This is a genomic window from Campylobacter sp. CNRCH_2007_0968H, from assembly GCF_025773245.1.
GTDB lineage: Bacteria > Campylobacterota > Campylobacteria > Campylobacterales > Campylobacteraceae > Campylobacter_D > Campylobacter_D lari_D.
Genome location: NZ_JAKMTQ010000007.1, coordinates 17,615 through 33,239, shown reverse-complemented (window position 1 = coordinate 33,239; position 15,625 = coordinate 17,615). Strand labels below are relative to the sequence as shown.

The 15,625-nt window shown below is 28.3% G+C and carries 16 protein-coding genes; 10 read left to right on the top strand and 6 right to left on the bottom strand.

Annotated features, from left to right (window positions below; genetic code table 11):
• Positions 1–50 precede the first annotated feature (50 nt).
• From L8Y18_RS05110 to L8Y18_RS05065, 10 genes are read left to right on the top strand one after another with little or no spacing between them, the layout of a single operon-like run.
• The gene (locus L8Y18_RS05110; protein WP_318529583.1) at positions 51–1,367 is read left to right on the top strand and encodes a S41 family peptidase; all 1,317 of its coding nucleotides are present in this window, start codon (positions 51–53) and stop codon (positions 1,365–1,367) included.
• Positions 1,368–1,374: 7 nt separating this feature from the next.
• Positions 1,375–2,082, top strand: a complete 708-nt coding sequence (purC, locus tag L8Y18_RS05105) for a phosphoribosylaminoimidazolesuccinocarboxamide synthase (protein ID WP_263659703.1) — start codon at positions 1,375–1,377, stop codon at positions 2,080–2,082.
• A gap of 8 nt (positions 2,083–2,090) precedes the next feature.
• Positions 2,091–2,327: a phosphoribosylformylglycinamidine synthase subunit PurS gene (gene purS / locus L8Y18_RS05100; protein WP_133318938.1), complete on the top strand. Its 237-nt coding sequence runs from the start codon at positions 2,091–2,093 to the stop codon at positions 2,325–2,327.
• Entirely contained in the window at positions 2,324–2,974 is a 651-nt protein-coding gene (purQ, locus tag L8Y18_RS05095) for a phosphoribosylformylglycinamidine synthase subunit PurQ (protein WP_133318939.1), read from the top strand. Before purS ends, purQ begins: the two co-directional genes overlap by 4 nt.
• Positions 2,968–4,173: a hypothetical protein gene (locus tag L8Y18_RS05090; RefSeq protein ID WP_263659677.1), complete on the top strand. Its 1,206-nt coding sequence runs from the start codon at positions 2,968–2,970 to the stop codon at positions 4,171–4,173. Before purQ ends, L8Y18_RS05090 begins: the two co-directional genes overlap by 7 nt.
• A complete protein-coding gene (locus tag L8Y18_RS05085; protein WP_263660309.1) occupies positions 4,151–4,840 on the top strand; it encodes a lysophospholipid acyltransferase family protein in 690 nt (229 codons plus the stop codon). The genes L8Y18_RS05090 and L8Y18_RS05085 overlap by 23 nt, the downstream gene beginning before the upstream one ends.
• Entirely contained in the window at positions 4,837–5,205 is a 369-nt protein-coding gene (crcB, locus tag L8Y18_RS05080; protein WP_220566236.1) for a fluoride efflux transporter CrcB, read from the top strand. Before L8Y18_RS05085 ends, crcB begins: the two co-directional genes overlap by 4 nt.
• A gap of 11 nt (positions 5,206–5,216) precedes the next feature.
• Positions 5,217–7,046 carry a molecular chaperone HtpG gene (gene htpG, locus L8Y18_RS05075; RefSeq protein WP_263661335.1) on the top strand — a complete coding sequence of 610 codons (1,830 nt, stop codon included), beginning with the start codon at positions 5,217–5,219 and terminating at the stop codon, positions 7,044–7,046.
• On the top strand, positions 7,043–7,375 hold the full coding sequence (locus tag L8Y18_RS05070) for a rhodanese-like domain-containing protein (protein WP_263676395.1): 333 nt from the start codon (positions 7,043–7,045) through the stop codon (positions 7,373–7,375). Before htpG ends, L8Y18_RS05070 begins: the two co-directional genes overlap by 4 nt.
• A 2-nt stretch (positions 7,376–7,377) precedes the next feature.
• The gene (locus L8Y18_RS05065; RefSeq protein ID WP_263676394.1) at positions 7,378–7,752 is read left to right on the top strand and encodes a rhodanese-like domain-containing protein; all 375 of its coding nucleotides are present in this window, start codon (positions 7,378–7,380) and stop codon (positions 7,750–7,752) included.
• 12 nt (positions 7,753–7,764) lie between these two features.
• Here the strand turns inward: L8Y18_RS05065 and mog are convergent, their stop codons facing one another.
• Genes mog through L8Y18_RS05035 form a run of 6 tightly spaced genes read right to left on the bottom strand, consistent with a single transcriptional unit; the run spans position 7,765 to position 15,134 of the window.
• The gene (gene mog / locus L8Y18_RS05060; protein ID WP_412175793.1) at positions 7,765–8,292 is read right to left on the bottom strand and encodes a molybdopterin adenylyltransferase; all 528 of its coding nucleotides are present in this window, start codon (positions 8,290–8,292) and stop codon (positions 7,765–7,767) included.
• A 2-nt stretch (positions 8,293–8,294) separates the two neighbouring features.
• The gene (locus L8Y18_RS05055; protein WP_263676392.1) at positions 8,295–9,893 is read right to left on the bottom strand and encodes an ATP-dependent metallopeptidase FtsH/Yme1/Tma family protein; all 1,599 of its coding nucleotides are present in this window, start codon (positions 9,891–9,893) and stop codon (positions 8,295–8,297) included.
• On the bottom strand, positions 9,883–11,139 hold the full coding sequence (mtaB, locus tag L8Y18_RS05050; protein ID WP_133318946.1) for a tRNA (N(6)-L-threonylcarbamoyladenosine(37)-C(2))-methylthiotransferase MtaB: 1,257 nt from the start codon (positions 11,137–11,139) through the stop codon (positions 9,883–9,885). Before mtaB ends, L8Y18_RS05055 begins: the two co-directional genes overlap by 11 nt.
• Positions 11,136–12,665 (bottom strand): mechanosensitive ion channel family protein, encoded by a 1,530-nt coding sequence (locus L8Y18_RS05045; RefSeq protein WP_263676391.1) that lies wholly within the window; start codon positions 12,663–12,665, stop codon positions 11,136–11,138. Before L8Y18_RS05045 ends, mtaB begins: the two co-directional genes overlap by 4 nt.
• Positions 12,662–13,720, bottom strand: coding sequence for a 3-dehydroquinate synthase (gene aroB, locus L8Y18_RS05040; RefSeq protein WP_263676390.1), 1,059 nt, complete (start codon positions 13,718–13,720; stop codon positions 12,662–12,664). The genes L8Y18_RS05045 and aroB overlap by 4 nt, the downstream gene beginning before the upstream one ends.
• Positions 13,721–13,727: 7 nt before the next feature.
• On the bottom strand, positions 13,728–15,134 hold the full coding sequence (locus tag L8Y18_RS05035; RefSeq protein WP_263666569.1) for a COG3400 family protein: 1,407 nt from the start codon (positions 15,132–15,134) through the stop codon (positions 13,728–13,730).
• Positions 15,135–15,625 lie beyond the last annotated feature (491 nt).

The following is a 15,625-nucleotide window of genomic DNA, read 5'->3' as shown; positions in this document are numbered from 1 at the left end:
AAAATTAGATAATTATTTTATGAATTCATATTTATTTTGGAGTTTTTCCTTTGAAGACAAAAAGAAATCTTATTATCGCAGCTAGCATTTGTAGTTTAATAACCGCTTCTTTTATTTTTACTAACTTGCAAGCTAAAAATCCCGCTCCTAGCGAAGCAGAAAAGAAAATAGAAGCTTTATCTAAACTTACAAGAACTATGTCTATCATAGAACAATATTATGTTGATGATGTTAATTATACAGATTTGGTTGATAAATCCATAGCAGGTTTACTTACAAATTTAGATGCCCACTCTTCCTTCTTAGATGAAAAAGGTTATAAAGAGCTTAAAGAGCAAACTAATGGGGAATTTGGTGGACTTGGCTTTACTATTACCCAAAAAGATGGAGCAATTAGTGTTGTAGCTCCTATAGAAGGAAGTCCAGCGGATAAAGCAGGTATTAAAACTGATGATATTATCTTAAGAATTAATAACGAATCAACTTTAGGTATGACTTTAAATGAAGCTGTTTCTAAAATGCGTGGAGAGCCTAAAACAAAGGTTACTCTAACTATTTATAGAAAAGGCGATGCAAAGCCATTTGATGTAAATTTAAAAAGAGATATCATAAAAGTAGATAGTGTTTATACAAAATTAATTGAAAATGAAAATTTACTTTATTTAAGAGTGACTAATTTTGATAAAAATGTTGTAGATGAAGCTAGTAAAGCGATCAAAAAACATTCTGATACAAAAGGAATTATACTAGATCTTAGAACCAATCCAGGTGGTATTTTAAATCAAGCAGTGGGTTTGGTAAATCTTTTTGTAGATAAAGGAGTAATCGTTTCACAAAAAGGTAAAATTGAAAGCGAGAATGTAGAATTTAAAGCAAATCCTAGTAAAAAAATCACTAATGCACCTTTAGTAGTGCTTGTAAATGGTGGCAGTGCAAGTGCGAGCGAGATTGTAAGTGGGGCTTTGCAGGATTTTAAACGCGCTATTATCATAGGAGAAAAAACCTTTGGAAAAGGTAGTGTGCAACTTATATTACCTATGGATGAAAAAGGTAAAGAAGGCTTGAGACTTACTATAGCAAAATATTATTTACCAAGTGGTAGAACTATACAAGCTGTTGGAGTTAATCCTGATATAGAAGTATTTCCAGGAAAAGTAAGTAAAGAAGAAAATCACGGCTTTGAGATCAAAGAAAGTGATCTTAAAAAACACTTACAAGCTGAACTAGATAAAATCGGACATCAAGAAAAGAAAAAAGACAACAAAGAAGATAAAAATATCATTACCAAAGAACAAATTAATAATGACATACAACTAAAAACCGCAATAGATGCGATTAAAATTTTAAACATTACAAAAGGAGAGTAAAATGGCTATGAAATTAGATCTTTTATATGAAGGAAAAGGTAAAAAAATGTTTAAAACTGATGATGAGAATTTGCTCATCACAGAATTTAAAGATGATTTAACAGCTTTTAATGCAGAAAAAAAGGGTAATGAAGCAGGAAAAGGTGCATTAAATTGTAAAATTAGTACTGAAATTTTTCATCTCTTAGAAAAAGAAGGCATTAAAACCCATCTAGTAGAAACCATCAGCGAAAAAGAACAAATTGTTAAAAAATGTAATATTATACCCATTGAAGTTATTACTAGAAATGTAGCTACAGGATCTTTAACAAAAAGATTAGGCATTAAAGAAGGCACGATTTTACCTTTTGCTGTAGTTGAGTTTTGTTATAAAAATGATGATTTAGGTGATCCTATCATCAATGATGAGCATTGTTTGATTTTAAATCTAGTAAAAAGTGAAAAAGATTTAGAATTAATCAAAAATACCGCAAGACATATCAATTCTATTCTAGTAAAATTCTTTGAATCTAAAGGTTTAAGATTGATTGACTTTAAATTAGAATTTGGTATTGATAATGAAGGAAATATGATCTTAGCTGATGAAATTAGTCCTGATAGCTGTAGATTTTGGGATAGCAAAACTAATGAAAAATTAGATAAAGATCGCTTTAGACAAGACTTAGGTAATGTAAAAATGGCCTATGAAGAAGTCTTAAAAAGAATTTTAAATTAGGAAAAATAATGAAAGTAACTATAAATATCACACTTAAAAATGGGGTTTTAGATCCTCAAGGCAAAGCCATAGAAAAGGCTTTGCATTCTTTGGATTTTAATAATATTGCAAATGTTAAAACCTCAAAACAAATTAGTTTTGATATAGCTTGTGATGATAAAGAAGAAGCTTTTAAACAAGTTGATTTAATGTGTAAAGAATTACTTGCAAATACTGTGATAGAAGATTATGAGATAATATTATGAAAGTAGCTATTATTCGTTTTCCTGGAACTAATTGTGAGTTTGATACAGCTTATGCCTTTGAAAAATTAGGGGTAAAAACTGAAATCATTTGGCATGAAAGACAAGATTTTAGTGCAGATTTAATCGTATTACCTGGAGGTTTTTCTTATGGAGATTATTTAAGATGTGCTGCTATTGCAAAACTTGCTCCTGCTATAAAAACACTTAAAGAGCATGTTCAAAAAGGTGGATATGTTCTAGGCATATGTAACGGCTTTCAAATTTTATTAGAACTTGGACTTTTAAAAGGAGCTATGAAACATAACAATAGTTTAAGTTTTATTTCTAAAATGCAAGCATTGCAAGTAGTATCAAATAATAATGCTTTTTTGAAAAATTTTCAAAAAAATGATATCATAGAATTACCTATTGCCCATGGAGAAGGAAATTATTTTAATAGCGAAGATGGTATTAAAATGCTAGAAGATAAAGATATGATCTTACTAAGATATATCAACAATCCAAATGGCTCTTTAAACGATATAGCAGGAATTTGTGATGAAAATAAAAAAGTCTTTGGATTAATGCCACATCCTGAAAGAATGTGCGATGATATTCTTGGATCAAAAGTAGGACTTAAAATGTTTGAAGGATTTTTAAATTGCTAAAAACCTTCAAATTTTTTTGTCTTTTTTTACTAACTTTTAACTTATATGCTCAAGAAAATAGTGTTTTTGAAGATTATAACACTTTAGAAAAAAATTACAATCAATTAGATGATCAAGCTAAGCAAATTTATCAAACCATCGCTCCAAGTGATGAGAGTAATTATGAAAGTAAAATCGATGATGAAAATTTCATCCCTCAAGGTTCTTTAGTATTAAACGCAAAAGAATACACTGATGAAGCTTTCATAGATGAAGCTTTTACTATAGATCTTGAGGTTATTACCACAACTAATGTGAGTTTTGATTTAAATGTGAGTTTTGAAAAAAGTGATGATATGCTTTGGATCAATCCTAATCCTATTTGGGAACAAAAGGCTAATTCATATCATACAAAATTATGGTTTGAAGCTAAAAGTTTAAATGCTAGTTTAAACAAAATCATCGTTTCATTAAGCAGAAATGATCATATTTTTCAAAGCTCATCATTAATTATAAAGCCCATTAAACTTAAAAAAATCGATGCTCCTTCTAATAAATACTCACATATAGTTGCAAGCAATTTGGAAGTTAAACAAGTAAAAGCGAGTAGTTTTGATAATGATAGTATAATTTTATTTATAGAACTTGCAGGAGAAAACACAAATCTAGCAAGTTTTAACATAAAAGATATCCAAAAACAAGGTGTAGAGGCTATTAAAGGCGATTTTGAAAAACAAAGTGGATTTTATTATGCTATTTTAGATAAAAGTAAAACGCGTTTTGATTTTTCTTATTTTAATTTAAATTCTAAAGAATTAAAAGATTTTTCCTTAAAAATAGAACTTAAAGAAGACAGTATAAGTACACAAAGTGATTTAAATCCAAAAACTAATGATTTTAATTTTTACAAACAAGTTTTTTTATGGAGCTTGTGTGGTATTTTCGCTTTATGGTTTGTATTTAAAAAAAGCTACACAGCTTTAGGTTTGGCAATTTTGGCTCTAATAGCAAGTTTTTTAGCTCAAAATAACATATATAAAGCTATATTAAAAGCTGAAAGTAAAGTACAAATTTTACCAACTCTAAACTCAACTCATTTTTATTCTGGGAAATACAAACAAGAAGTAGAAGTGTTAGATTCAAGAGATGAATACAGAAAAATTTTATTTAATAATGGAAAAATAGGCTGGGTGAAAAGTGAAGATTTATCAAAGATTTAAAGCTTTAATATTTTGGGTAGAATTTATTTTATCTATTATATTTTTATGTATTGCCTTTTTATTATTGCAATCGCAAGAAAAAATTTGGAAAATCAGAAAAGTATGGTCAAAACTGCAAAAATATGTAATAAACTATAAAATTCAAACCCAAGGTTCTATACACCCTCAAGCTAATTTGCTTTTAATCAATCATCAAAGCTTGCTAGATATAGTTATTTTGGAAGATTTATGCCCAAAAAATATATCTTGGATAGCTAAAAAAGAACTAGGCGAACTCCCTGTTTTTAAAACTTTGATTAAAAAACCAAAAATTATTTGTATAGATAGAAGTCCAAAAGGCCTAGTAAAGCTTTTAAAAGAAGCCAAAGAAAGATTAAACGAGGATAGAATTTTAGCCATTTTTCCAGAAGGCACAAGATCTAAAACACAAAAACTTTTAAAATTTAAAGTCGGAGCTAAAATTTTAAGTGAAAAGCTTAAGTTAAAAGTCCAGCCTGTGGTAATTGTTGATTCAGCTAAAATTTTAGATACCCAAAATTTTAGCGCAAATAGTGGTGTTTTAAAAGTGGTATTTCTGGATCTTGTTGATACAAGTAAAGATGATTGGCTTGAGCAAACTAGAGAAAAAATGCAAACAATCTTAGATAGCGAAAGGTCACAAGCTTGATTGGTACGATTTTAGCTGTAGGTTTTGGAGGCTTTTTAGGGGCCATATCCAGAATGCTTACTAGCAACTTTTTTAATAAAATCATTCCTCATAACTTTCCTTATGGGACATTAATGGTCAATATAATAGGATCATTTTTAATAGGTTTATTTTTTTCTTATGTAAATTCTAAAGGTGTGCATATTTTTACTAAAAATTTAATTAGCACTGGTTTTTTGGGTGCCTTTACAACTTTTTCAACTTTTTCTTATGAAAATTTGTTATTTTTGCAAAATGGTGATTATTTTCACTTTTTTATAAATATTATTTTAAATGTTATCCTTTGTCTTTTGGCAGTATGGATTGGTTTTTTAATTTTTAAATAAAGGAGATATAAATGCAATTTCAAACTGAAGTTAATCAACTTTTACAACTTATGATTCATTCTTTGTATTCTAACAAAGAAATTTTTTTAAGAGAGCTTATTTCTAATGCAAGTGATGCACTTGATAAACTTAGTTATTTAAGCGTGAGTGATGATGCTTATAAAAATTTAAAATTTGAGCCAAAAATTCAAATTAATTTCAATCAAGAAGCAAAAACCTTAACTATAAGTGATAATGGTATAGGTATGAATAAAGACGATTTAATCAATCATCTTGGAACCATTGCTAAAAGTGGCACAAAAAGCTTTTTAGAGAACTTAAGTGGTGATGCCAAAAAAGACTCTCAACTTATAGGACAATTTGGTGTAGGTTTTTACTCTGCTTTTATGGTAGCTTCCAAAATAGAAGTTTTAAGCAAAAAAGCATTAGATGATAAAGCTTATCTTTGGACTTCTGATGCTAGTGGCTATGAAATAGAAGATGCAAATAAAGATGAACAAGGCACTTGCATAACCTTGCATTTAAAAGATGAAGAGTTTTTAAACTCATACCGCATTGAAAGCATAGTAGAAAAATATTCAAATCATATACAATTTCCTATTTTCATGGAAAAAGAAGAATATTTACCACTAGAAGAAGGCGAAAAAGAACCTAAAAAAGAATTAAAAAACACTCAAATTAATACAGCAAGTGCCTTATGGAGACAAAATAAAGCAAGTTTAAAAGCTGAGGATTATGAAAGATTTTATGAACAAAACTTCCATGATTCAAACAAACCTATGCTTTATATCCACACAAAAGCCGAAGGTTCTATAGAGTACAATTCTTTATTCTTTATACCTGCGCAAGCTCCATTTGATCTTTATAGAGTAGATTATAAAAGTGGTTTAAAACTTTATGTTAAAAGAGTTTTTATAAGTGATGATGATAAAGAATTATTACCAACTTATCTAAGATTTGTGCGTGGGATTATTGATGTAGAAGATTTACCGCTTAATGTTAGTCGTGAAATCTTACAAGAAAATAAAATCTTAAAAAGCGTTCAAGAAGCAAGTGTTAAAAAAATCCTAGCTGAACTTAAAAAATTCAAAGAAAAAGATAAAGAAAATTATCTTAAATTCCATGAAAATTTTGGAAAAGTTTTAAAAGAGGGTTTATATGGTTTTGGCGAAAATAAAGACGCTATAGCTAAGCTTTTATATTTTAAAAACTCAAATAAAGAAGAATTAATTGATCTTGAAGAGTATAAACAAAACCTAGCTGAAGGTCAAAATGAAATTTTTTATATTAGCGGAAAAAATGAAAAACTTTTAAGAAATTCTCCGCTTCTTGAAAGCTATAAACAAAAAAATATCAATGTTTTATTACTTGATGAGGAAATTGATACCATAGTTATGCCTATGATGAATGAATTTGAAGGTTTAAAATTTAGCGCTATTAACCATCTAGCTAGTGAAGAAACTAGCGAAGAACAAAAGGCTGAATTTGCAAGCTTACTCATCAAAATAAAAGAAGTTTTAAAAGATGAAGTTGAAGAGGTAAAACTTAGCCAAAGACTTTCAAATAGTCCAAGTTGTATTGTTTATGATCAAAATAAACCTGATTTTGCTATGCAACAAATTCTTAAACAAATGGGGCAAGAACAGCAAGTTAAACCTATACTTGAAATCAATCCTAATCATGAAATTTTAAAAGCCTTAAAAGAAAATGATACTTTAGCTAATGAAATGGCACATATTCTTTTAAATATGGCTAAGCTTAGTGAAGGTATGGGTATAGACAACCCTAGCCAATTTAACAATGCTTTAAGTAAAATCGTTTCTAAGGCTTTAGAAAAATGAAAAATATAGCTATTTCTAAAGATATTTTGCACGAGTTTTGCATTATAGATGTAAGAACTCCTAGCGAATGGAAAAGCGGGGTTATAAAAGAAGCTTTACTCATCGCACTTTGCGATGATAATGGCTTTATGAATGAAAACTTTATCCAAGAGTTTAAAGAAAAAGTAGATTATCAAAATAAAAACATAGCCTTTGTATGTGCTACAGGCTCAAGAAGCAAACATACTGCTGTGATGATAGAAGATGCTCTAGGTATAGAATGTACTAATTTAGATGGTGGCATGGTAGCGCTTTTATCACAAGGTTATGAAGCAACAAAAGAAGGTTGATTATGAAAAAAATATTTTTATCTTTAGCACTTTGCGCTAGTTTTGTTTTAGCAGAAGTTAAAAATATAGATATTAATGCGGATATTTTGGAAAATTATCAAGTAATCGATATTAGAAAACCTAGCGAATGGGCACAAACTGGCACAATAAAAAATGCCATTAAAATTAGCTTTTATAATGAAGATGGAAGCTTGAATAAAAATTTCGTTGAGGAAATTAAAAAGATTTCAAGCAAAAAACCTATCGCTATAGTTTGTAGAAGTGGAGCAAGAAGTGCTAAAGCTTCTGCTTTGCTAAATCAAAATGGCATAGAAGTTACTGATTTAAAAGGTGGTATGAATGCACTTTTATCACAAGGTTATGAAACCTCAAAATAAGTCTAACTAGACTTATTTTTTCTTTGGTCTAAACACAGAAATTACTTCTTCATTATTTTCAATATAAGCTCCACCTATCAAATCTACGCAATAAGGAATAGCAGGAAATATAGGTTCAATACATTCTCTTATAGCTTTTGGATTACCCGGTAAGTTAATAATTAATGATTTTCCTTTTATACCTGCACTTTGTCTTGAAAGTATAGCCGTTGGTACATATTCTAAGCTTTTTGCACGCATTAACTCCCCAAAACCTGGAAGTATTTTATCACACACTGCTTGTGTTGCCTCTGGTGTCACATCACGCAAAGCAGGCCCCGTACCCCCTGTGGTAAAAATCAAATCACATTTTACTTCATCAGCCAAATAAGCTAATTTTTCTATAATTAAATCATACTCATCAGGAATTAGCTCATAATAAAAACTTTTTTCATTTTTTATATAAGAATCTAAAATTTTTTCTATCTCTACTCCGGATTTATCCTCATAAACTCCGCCACTTGCTCTATCTGAAAGTACCAAAATTCCTATTTTTACCATTTTCACTCCATTATAATTTTTTCTATATCTTGTTTTTCTATTTTTTCATTTTCTAAAAGAATACTAGCTAATCTCACTACTTTTTCTTTCATTAATTCTAAAAATTCTTTCACTTCTTGCTTTTGCTCTTGTAATAAACCCTCATTTGCCATAGCGAAAGTTTCCATAAAAACGAGCAATTCTTTAACCTTTAAAAGATCACTTTGTGCATTAGTATAGCTTTCATTAAAAATAAGCTCCATAGCAACTGAGCCTGCTAGAAAAACTTTTATTTTATTTAATAATTCTGATTTTGATTTGATGGTATTTTCATACTCTTTAAATCTATCTTCGATTAGGGTAATTTTTTCAAATTTAACATCAAAATAAAAAGCACACAAAGCTTTAGCTGCTTGGTATGTGGCTTGAATTTTTCTTTCTTTATCGCTTAGAGAGAAAATCTTTTTTTTACCCATTAAAACCTTATTAAGCACTGCAAAAAAATCATTTTCTTCTATTAAATCTGATTTTCTTCTTATAGCATTAATAGCTGCTTCATTAACTAAAGTCTCTAAAGCTGCTCCGCTAAAACCCACACTAGCTTTTGCAATTTTTTCTAAATCTACACTAGATTTTTTTTCTTTCATATAATTTTGCAAAATATGCATTCTATCTTTAAAATCAGGCAAAGATATAAAAATTCTTCTATCAAAACGCCCTGATCTTAATAACGCTTTATCCATAAGGTCAATTTTATTTGTAGCAGCCATCACTATAACACCACTATTATCTTCAAATCCATCCATTTGAGTTAAAAGCTGATTTAGAGTATTATCTCTTTCTACATTGGAAAAATCCCCTCTACTTTTACCAACTGCGTCAATTTCATCTATAAAAATAATACTTGGAGCTTTTGATTTAGCTTTTAAAAAAAGTTCTCTAACTCTTTTTGCACCCATACCTACATAAATTTCTACAAAACTAGCCCCACTTTGATAAAAAAATGGCACCCTAGCTTCACCTGCTACTGCTTTTGCTATCAAGGTTTTACCTACTCCAGGAGGACCTACTAGCAAAACGCCTTTTGGCATTTTCACGCCAAAATCTTTATATTTTTGAGGATTTTTTAAAAAATCAACGATTTCCAAAAGCTCCACCTTAGCCTCATCAACCCCTGCTACATCTTTAAATTTAACTTCACTTACTACATCTTGTATGGTGTTATTTTGTTCATTTTTTTCTAAAATATTTTTTTCTAAAGAAAGTAAATTTTGCCTATCTTTGTTTTTTTTATTAAGAAAGAGTAAAAAGCTTATGAGAAAAGCAAGTAAAATAAATATCAAAAAAAACTCACTCAAATCATAATCTTTAGCATATTCTAAAGGAATTTTTTGCCACAAAGCATTTAAATCCACTACATCTTTAGCGATTAAAAAATTTCCTTCTTTGCTTTTTAATAATATTTCATTATTTTCTACTATAGCCTTTTGGATTAAATTTTGTTCTAAAAGCTCTTCATAAGCAGCCTTGCTAATATAATCTGGTTGATTTTTTAAAAATGCAATCAATATAAAAACACAAAGCAATAAAAATGAAGCCAAGATAATCTTTTTATTTTTCATCCTCTAACCTTAAATAGTTACAATCTTCTTTGCATTCATATTTTTCAATACTTATCCATTGTTTAGCAATATCTTCTTTGCTTGTAATTTTGATTTTATTAAAAAATTGATCATAGCCTTCATAAAAACCATCTTTTTTACTCTCGACTAAAATTTCTAAAATATTTTTTTGGTTTTTTCTAAACTCATAATTATTTTGTGCGACTATATCTTTTAAAATATTTAATCTTTCTTTGGCTATATCACCATTAATTCGCTCACTCATAGAAGCAGAATGCGTTCCATCGCGTGGTGAGAAAATAAAAGCATGGATATGTGTGAGTTTAAATTGTTTGAAATTTTCTAAAGCTTCTTGCCATATCAACTCACTTTCCCCAGGATGTGCCACGATAAAGTCTGTTCCTAAAGCAAAACCTTTTTGATTTAACTCATTAAACAATGCTAAATCATTTTGCGTGTGTGATCTTCTACGCATGATGCGTAGCATTTTCTCATGAGTGTGTTGCAGGGCAATATGCAAATGCTTTTCAAGCCAAGGTTCATCTAAAATTTCTTTAAAACTCTCATCAATTTGAGCAGGTTCTAAACTCCCAAGTCTTACTCTTTTTATACCATTAATCTTGCCTATTTCTTGCAGTAATTTTCCAAGTGTAGTTTTATCTTTTAAACCATAACTTCCTATATTAGTACCCGTTAAAACTACTTCACTATAGCCATTTTGAGCCAAAAGTTTGATTTGTTTTATTATTTCCTCACTTGGCATGCTTCTTGATTTACCTCTAACACTTGGGATTATGCAATAACTACAAGCAAAGTCACATCCTTCTTGAATTTTTACAAAAGCTTTAGTGTGATTTTCATAATTACTTACGATTTTTGTATCAATAAAGCGTAAATTTCCAAGCTCATAAAAGGCTTTATCCTGTGAGATTAACTCGTTAATTTTATCTTTATTAGAAGCTCCTAAAACTCCAAAAATTTCTTTTTTATTAAAAAAATCCTTTCCCTTGCTTACAGCACCACAGCCTGTAAGTATAACCTTAACTCCATTTTTTTTTACACTATTAATATAACTTCTAAGCCCACTATCAGCACCATTTGTAACCGTGCAAGAATTTATCACTATCACATCAGCTTCTTGTTCATTTTGTGTGACAATATGATCTTTAATATAAGTTTTTAATAATTGCGTATCATAAATATTAGTTCTACAACCAAAAGTTTTAAAATATACCTTTTTTTTCAAATATCTTCCTTATTTTCTATAAATTCATGTTTTGCCATATATAAATTTTGTGATGGATAGGCTATTTTTATATCATCATGTTTATTAAATTCATTGATAATTTCTTTACTTATATTACTTCTTAAAACCAAGGCCGCATAAGAATTTGTCATATACCAAGCAGAAATTCTCATACCATAACCTTCTAAAAATGTAAAAAACCTAGGTTCTACTTTAGGATTTCTAATGCTGTATTCATTTCTTAATTTATTCATGGATTCTTTTGCAATTTTTGTATAGCCTTTGGAAGCTTTTATAACGATTTCTTCTACTATATCTAAGGCTTTTTGATGATTTGAATCAAAAGTTAAAGTAATATCAAGTCCATCCCAAATTGTTTTCATCCCATGATGAGTATAATTTGATATAAGATTGGTAAAAATAAAGTTATTTGGTATGAAAATTATCCTACCACTTCTTCGATTATCTGTATAAGTTAGTAAAGATATATCTTCATACAAAGTTATTCTTAAAAATGAAATATCAATTATATCGCCGATATAATGTGTATTGTTTTGAAAAACTCTCACCCTATCGCCCACTCTAAAACTTCCACCAAAAACTATCACACACCAACCAAGCATAGACATAAACATATCTTTCATAGCAATAGCCAAACCAGCAGAAGCAAAACCAAGAACGGTCACTAAATAGCTGATATTTTCAATATATCCAAAAAGCAAGATTAAAACAATTACATTGATATTAATAAAATTAATGATTTTATTTGCTGTATAAAAGCGATCATTATCGCCTATATATTTTCTAGCTATAAATTTGAGTAAAAATGCTATGGCTACAACTATAACAATAGCCAAAACTATATTGAAAGCTCTTACACCCTGAATTTTAATTGAAGCTGTCGTTTTTTCAATCTCTTCTTGAATTTTTTTCTCATACACAGAATAAGAAATTTCTCCAAAACGCAGAGTTTGTGAAAAATCTCTAACCATCTGATTGGATATTTTTAAATATTCATCATGCTCTTTATTAGAAGATAATTTAGCTATTTCAGCTACTAAAACATTTTCTTTTATAAGCTCATCTAAAGTTTGCTTAAAACTATTCAAGAGATTAATGTATTCTTCTTTATCGCGTCTTAATTTTTTTATATGTGAGTATGCTGAAATAATAGCTAAAGGATTAGTTAGCTTATCTATTTTATCAACTTCTTCAGGTGCTAAAACCATCTTAGAAAAATTTGCACTTTTATACTCACTTAAAAGCTCTAGTCTTTCTTTTAAAATTAAAATTTGTCTTTCTATAATGCTTTTATTGCGTTCATTAGCTTTTAAACTTTCTTTTTCTAAAGCCAAAATTTCATCTTGAGTTTTTCTGTAAATGTTAAAATTATTATATTTAATTATCCAAGTATTATATGCTAAATTATTATGTAATTCATTTAATTTTTGTTCTAAATGCTCTATATCATCTTGCGCTAAAAGTAATGTAAAGGATAAGAGCAAAATCAATATAATTTTTTTCATGCAAACACCTCTAAAGTGTGTAAAATATCTTCTTTAGATATATCATTTTTTATACAAGCTTTTCCTAAACCACAAGCTAAAACAAAATTAATCTTTTGAAAATGTGTTTTTTTATCTAAGAAAAAGGCATTATAAAACTCTTCTATATTTGAAATTTTATAAGATATGGGTAATTTAAATTTCACAAGCAATTTTTGTACTCTTTGGCATTCTTGCTCGCTTAATAACCCCAAATTTAAAGCTAGAATATTTGCCATGTTCATACCTATAGCCACGGCTTCACCATGTAAGTACTTTTTATATCCTGTTTGATTTTCTATAACATGAGCAAAAGTATGCCCATAGTTTAAAAGCATTCTTAAGCCACTTTCTTTTTCATCTTGTGAAACCACATTAGCTTTAAGTTCTATACTTTTTTGGATGATTTGAGCTAAAATAATATCATCTAATTTAACATTAAAAATTTTATCCTCGTCCAAATTTTCCAAAAAAGATAAAATTGCTTCATCAAAAACCACAGCCATTTTAATAAATTCAGCCATACCTGCAGCTAGCTCTCTTGAAGGTAAAGTTTTTAAAAACTCACTCTCACAATACACTGCTTTTGGCTGATAAAAAGTGCCTATTAAGTTTTTACCAAATTTATTATTCACTCCGGTTTTACCACCCACACTTGCATCCACGCAAGCTAGTAAAGTTGTAGGGATATTGATAAATTCTATCCCTCTTTGATATATACTTGCTACAAAACCACCCATATCAGAGATCACCCCGCCACCAAAGCTTATGAGTAAGCTTTTTCTATCTAGCCTATAAGTACACATTTGATCTAAGATGTATTCTATAGTTTGTAAATTTTTATACTCTTCGCCATCTTTGATTTTTATAACAAAAAGTTCTTTAGCATGAATTTTTTTCAAAAGTGTATCCAAATGTAGTTTTGCAACTAATTCATTAGTTAAAATCACTACTTTAGTATCAAAATTTAATTTTTCTAACTCATTTATATAGACATTATAACTTGTATTTTTATCTAAATTTACCTTAACTTGCATTATTTTCTCACAATGATGGTATAAACAATTGATAATTTTTATTCATCTTATAATATATCGTATTTAAATCCGTTTTTAAAATTTTATTGAAATTGTTTCCTAAAATTTTTTCATTAAATGGTACAAAATGCAATATATTTTGTTTGTAAGAAAATTTATTGATAGGATTATGTTCTTTTTCTTCTATCAAAAGTAATTTTTCATCATGAAGTTTTGAAAGGCTTTCAAAATACTGATGATATTCAAAAATTTCGGCTTTATTTAATTTTAAAGCATAGTAATACAAGGCAAGGCCTAGTTGAATTTGCTTGTTAAAATCAAGCATAATAGAAGCAATACCCTCTACATCTTCAAAATTTGAACTTAAAACTACAGAAGATTTTAAATCTGCAAAATCCCCTTTACCTGCTTTTAACACAGGAAGTTTTAAAGTAAAAAGAAAACTTTTTTCTTTTTCAAAAAGATAATCCTCCACCACTAGTAAACCTATGCTAGTATTTTCCACAAAAGGTTTAATGTTTTTTATATTTGTGCTTTCAAAGTCAAATATCACTTCAGTGCTATTTTTATGCAAGGATTTAAGTTTATAATACATAGGAGTTAAAGTAGGATTAATCACCTTAAAATAAAGTTTTTTGCTATTGATTCTTACATGCAAAAGCAAGCTTGCAAAAATAAGCTTTTCTATAGCAAACTCACTCATTTTTTTCATATCTATAATACAAAGTATATTATCTCCAAAAGGCGATGGAAAGCGTCCTAAGCTTGTTTTAACATTAGTAAAAACACTTTGCAAAACTTTAGGATCACCCACGATTAAAATGCTATCATTTGGCATTAAAATAAGCCCAGGTCTTGCCAGAATAAATTCATTATTTCTATAAACCATTACGATTTTAAAGCGTTTTTGGCTAATAGAGCTTATGTGTCTATAAGCAAAGCTTGACCCTGCAGGAATTTTAACCTCCATAATCTCACCTTGTCCAAGCCCTATAAATTGTGCCATTGAAGGCATATTATCCAAACAACCTGTCAATCTTGTACTTAAAGTATCATAAATATTAATTACTTCACAAAAATTATCATCAATTTGGCTATTCCACAAATCCATAATAACTATATTTAATCTTGGGTGTAATTTTCTTAAATTTTTATAGCAAGCTAATGTATCTGCTTCTTCTTGCATATAAATAATAGCTTGATGAAAATTTTCTTTTAATAAATTTTCTAGCTTAATCAAACTCGTAGGATCAAATTTAAAAAAAGAAATTTGTTCATTCTCTAAGTCTAAGTCTACGCTATCATCATTATAGTACACAACACTCAAAGACTCTTTGAAGGTTTTGTTATTATAAATTTTCTTTAAAAAATCTTTCGCAAAAGGTCCATCAGCTAGTAATAAAATCTTATTCATTCACACCTCTAAAATATAAAGCATAATTATAGCAAAGTTATAGTTTATATTTTAAAGTTTTTGTTTTTTCAAAATATATTCCACTACTTAATATATCTTTTAAGTTAACAAAAATTATTATTTTTCATTCAGTAAAAATCTTAATGATGGATACTTATTTAACTTATAAAAGGATTTTAAAGTTAAAGATATATAATAAATATTCCTCACATGTCAATTAAAATCTACTTAAAAAAACTGTATAATATATTTTTTGGATAAAATTATCACAAATTTAGAAATAATTTAACATCTTAAAACTAAAATATATCAACAAGAAAAAGTTCATTTTGTCTAAAACTACTTTAAAGATTTAAAAATAAAAATTATATCATTTAAATAAAACAATTTTTATAAAAAACAATATTTAAAGACAAAATAAAAATAAAACTTACAAGAATCAACTATTTAAGTGAAATAAAAATATCAAAAAGAGAGAAATTTTTGTAAAA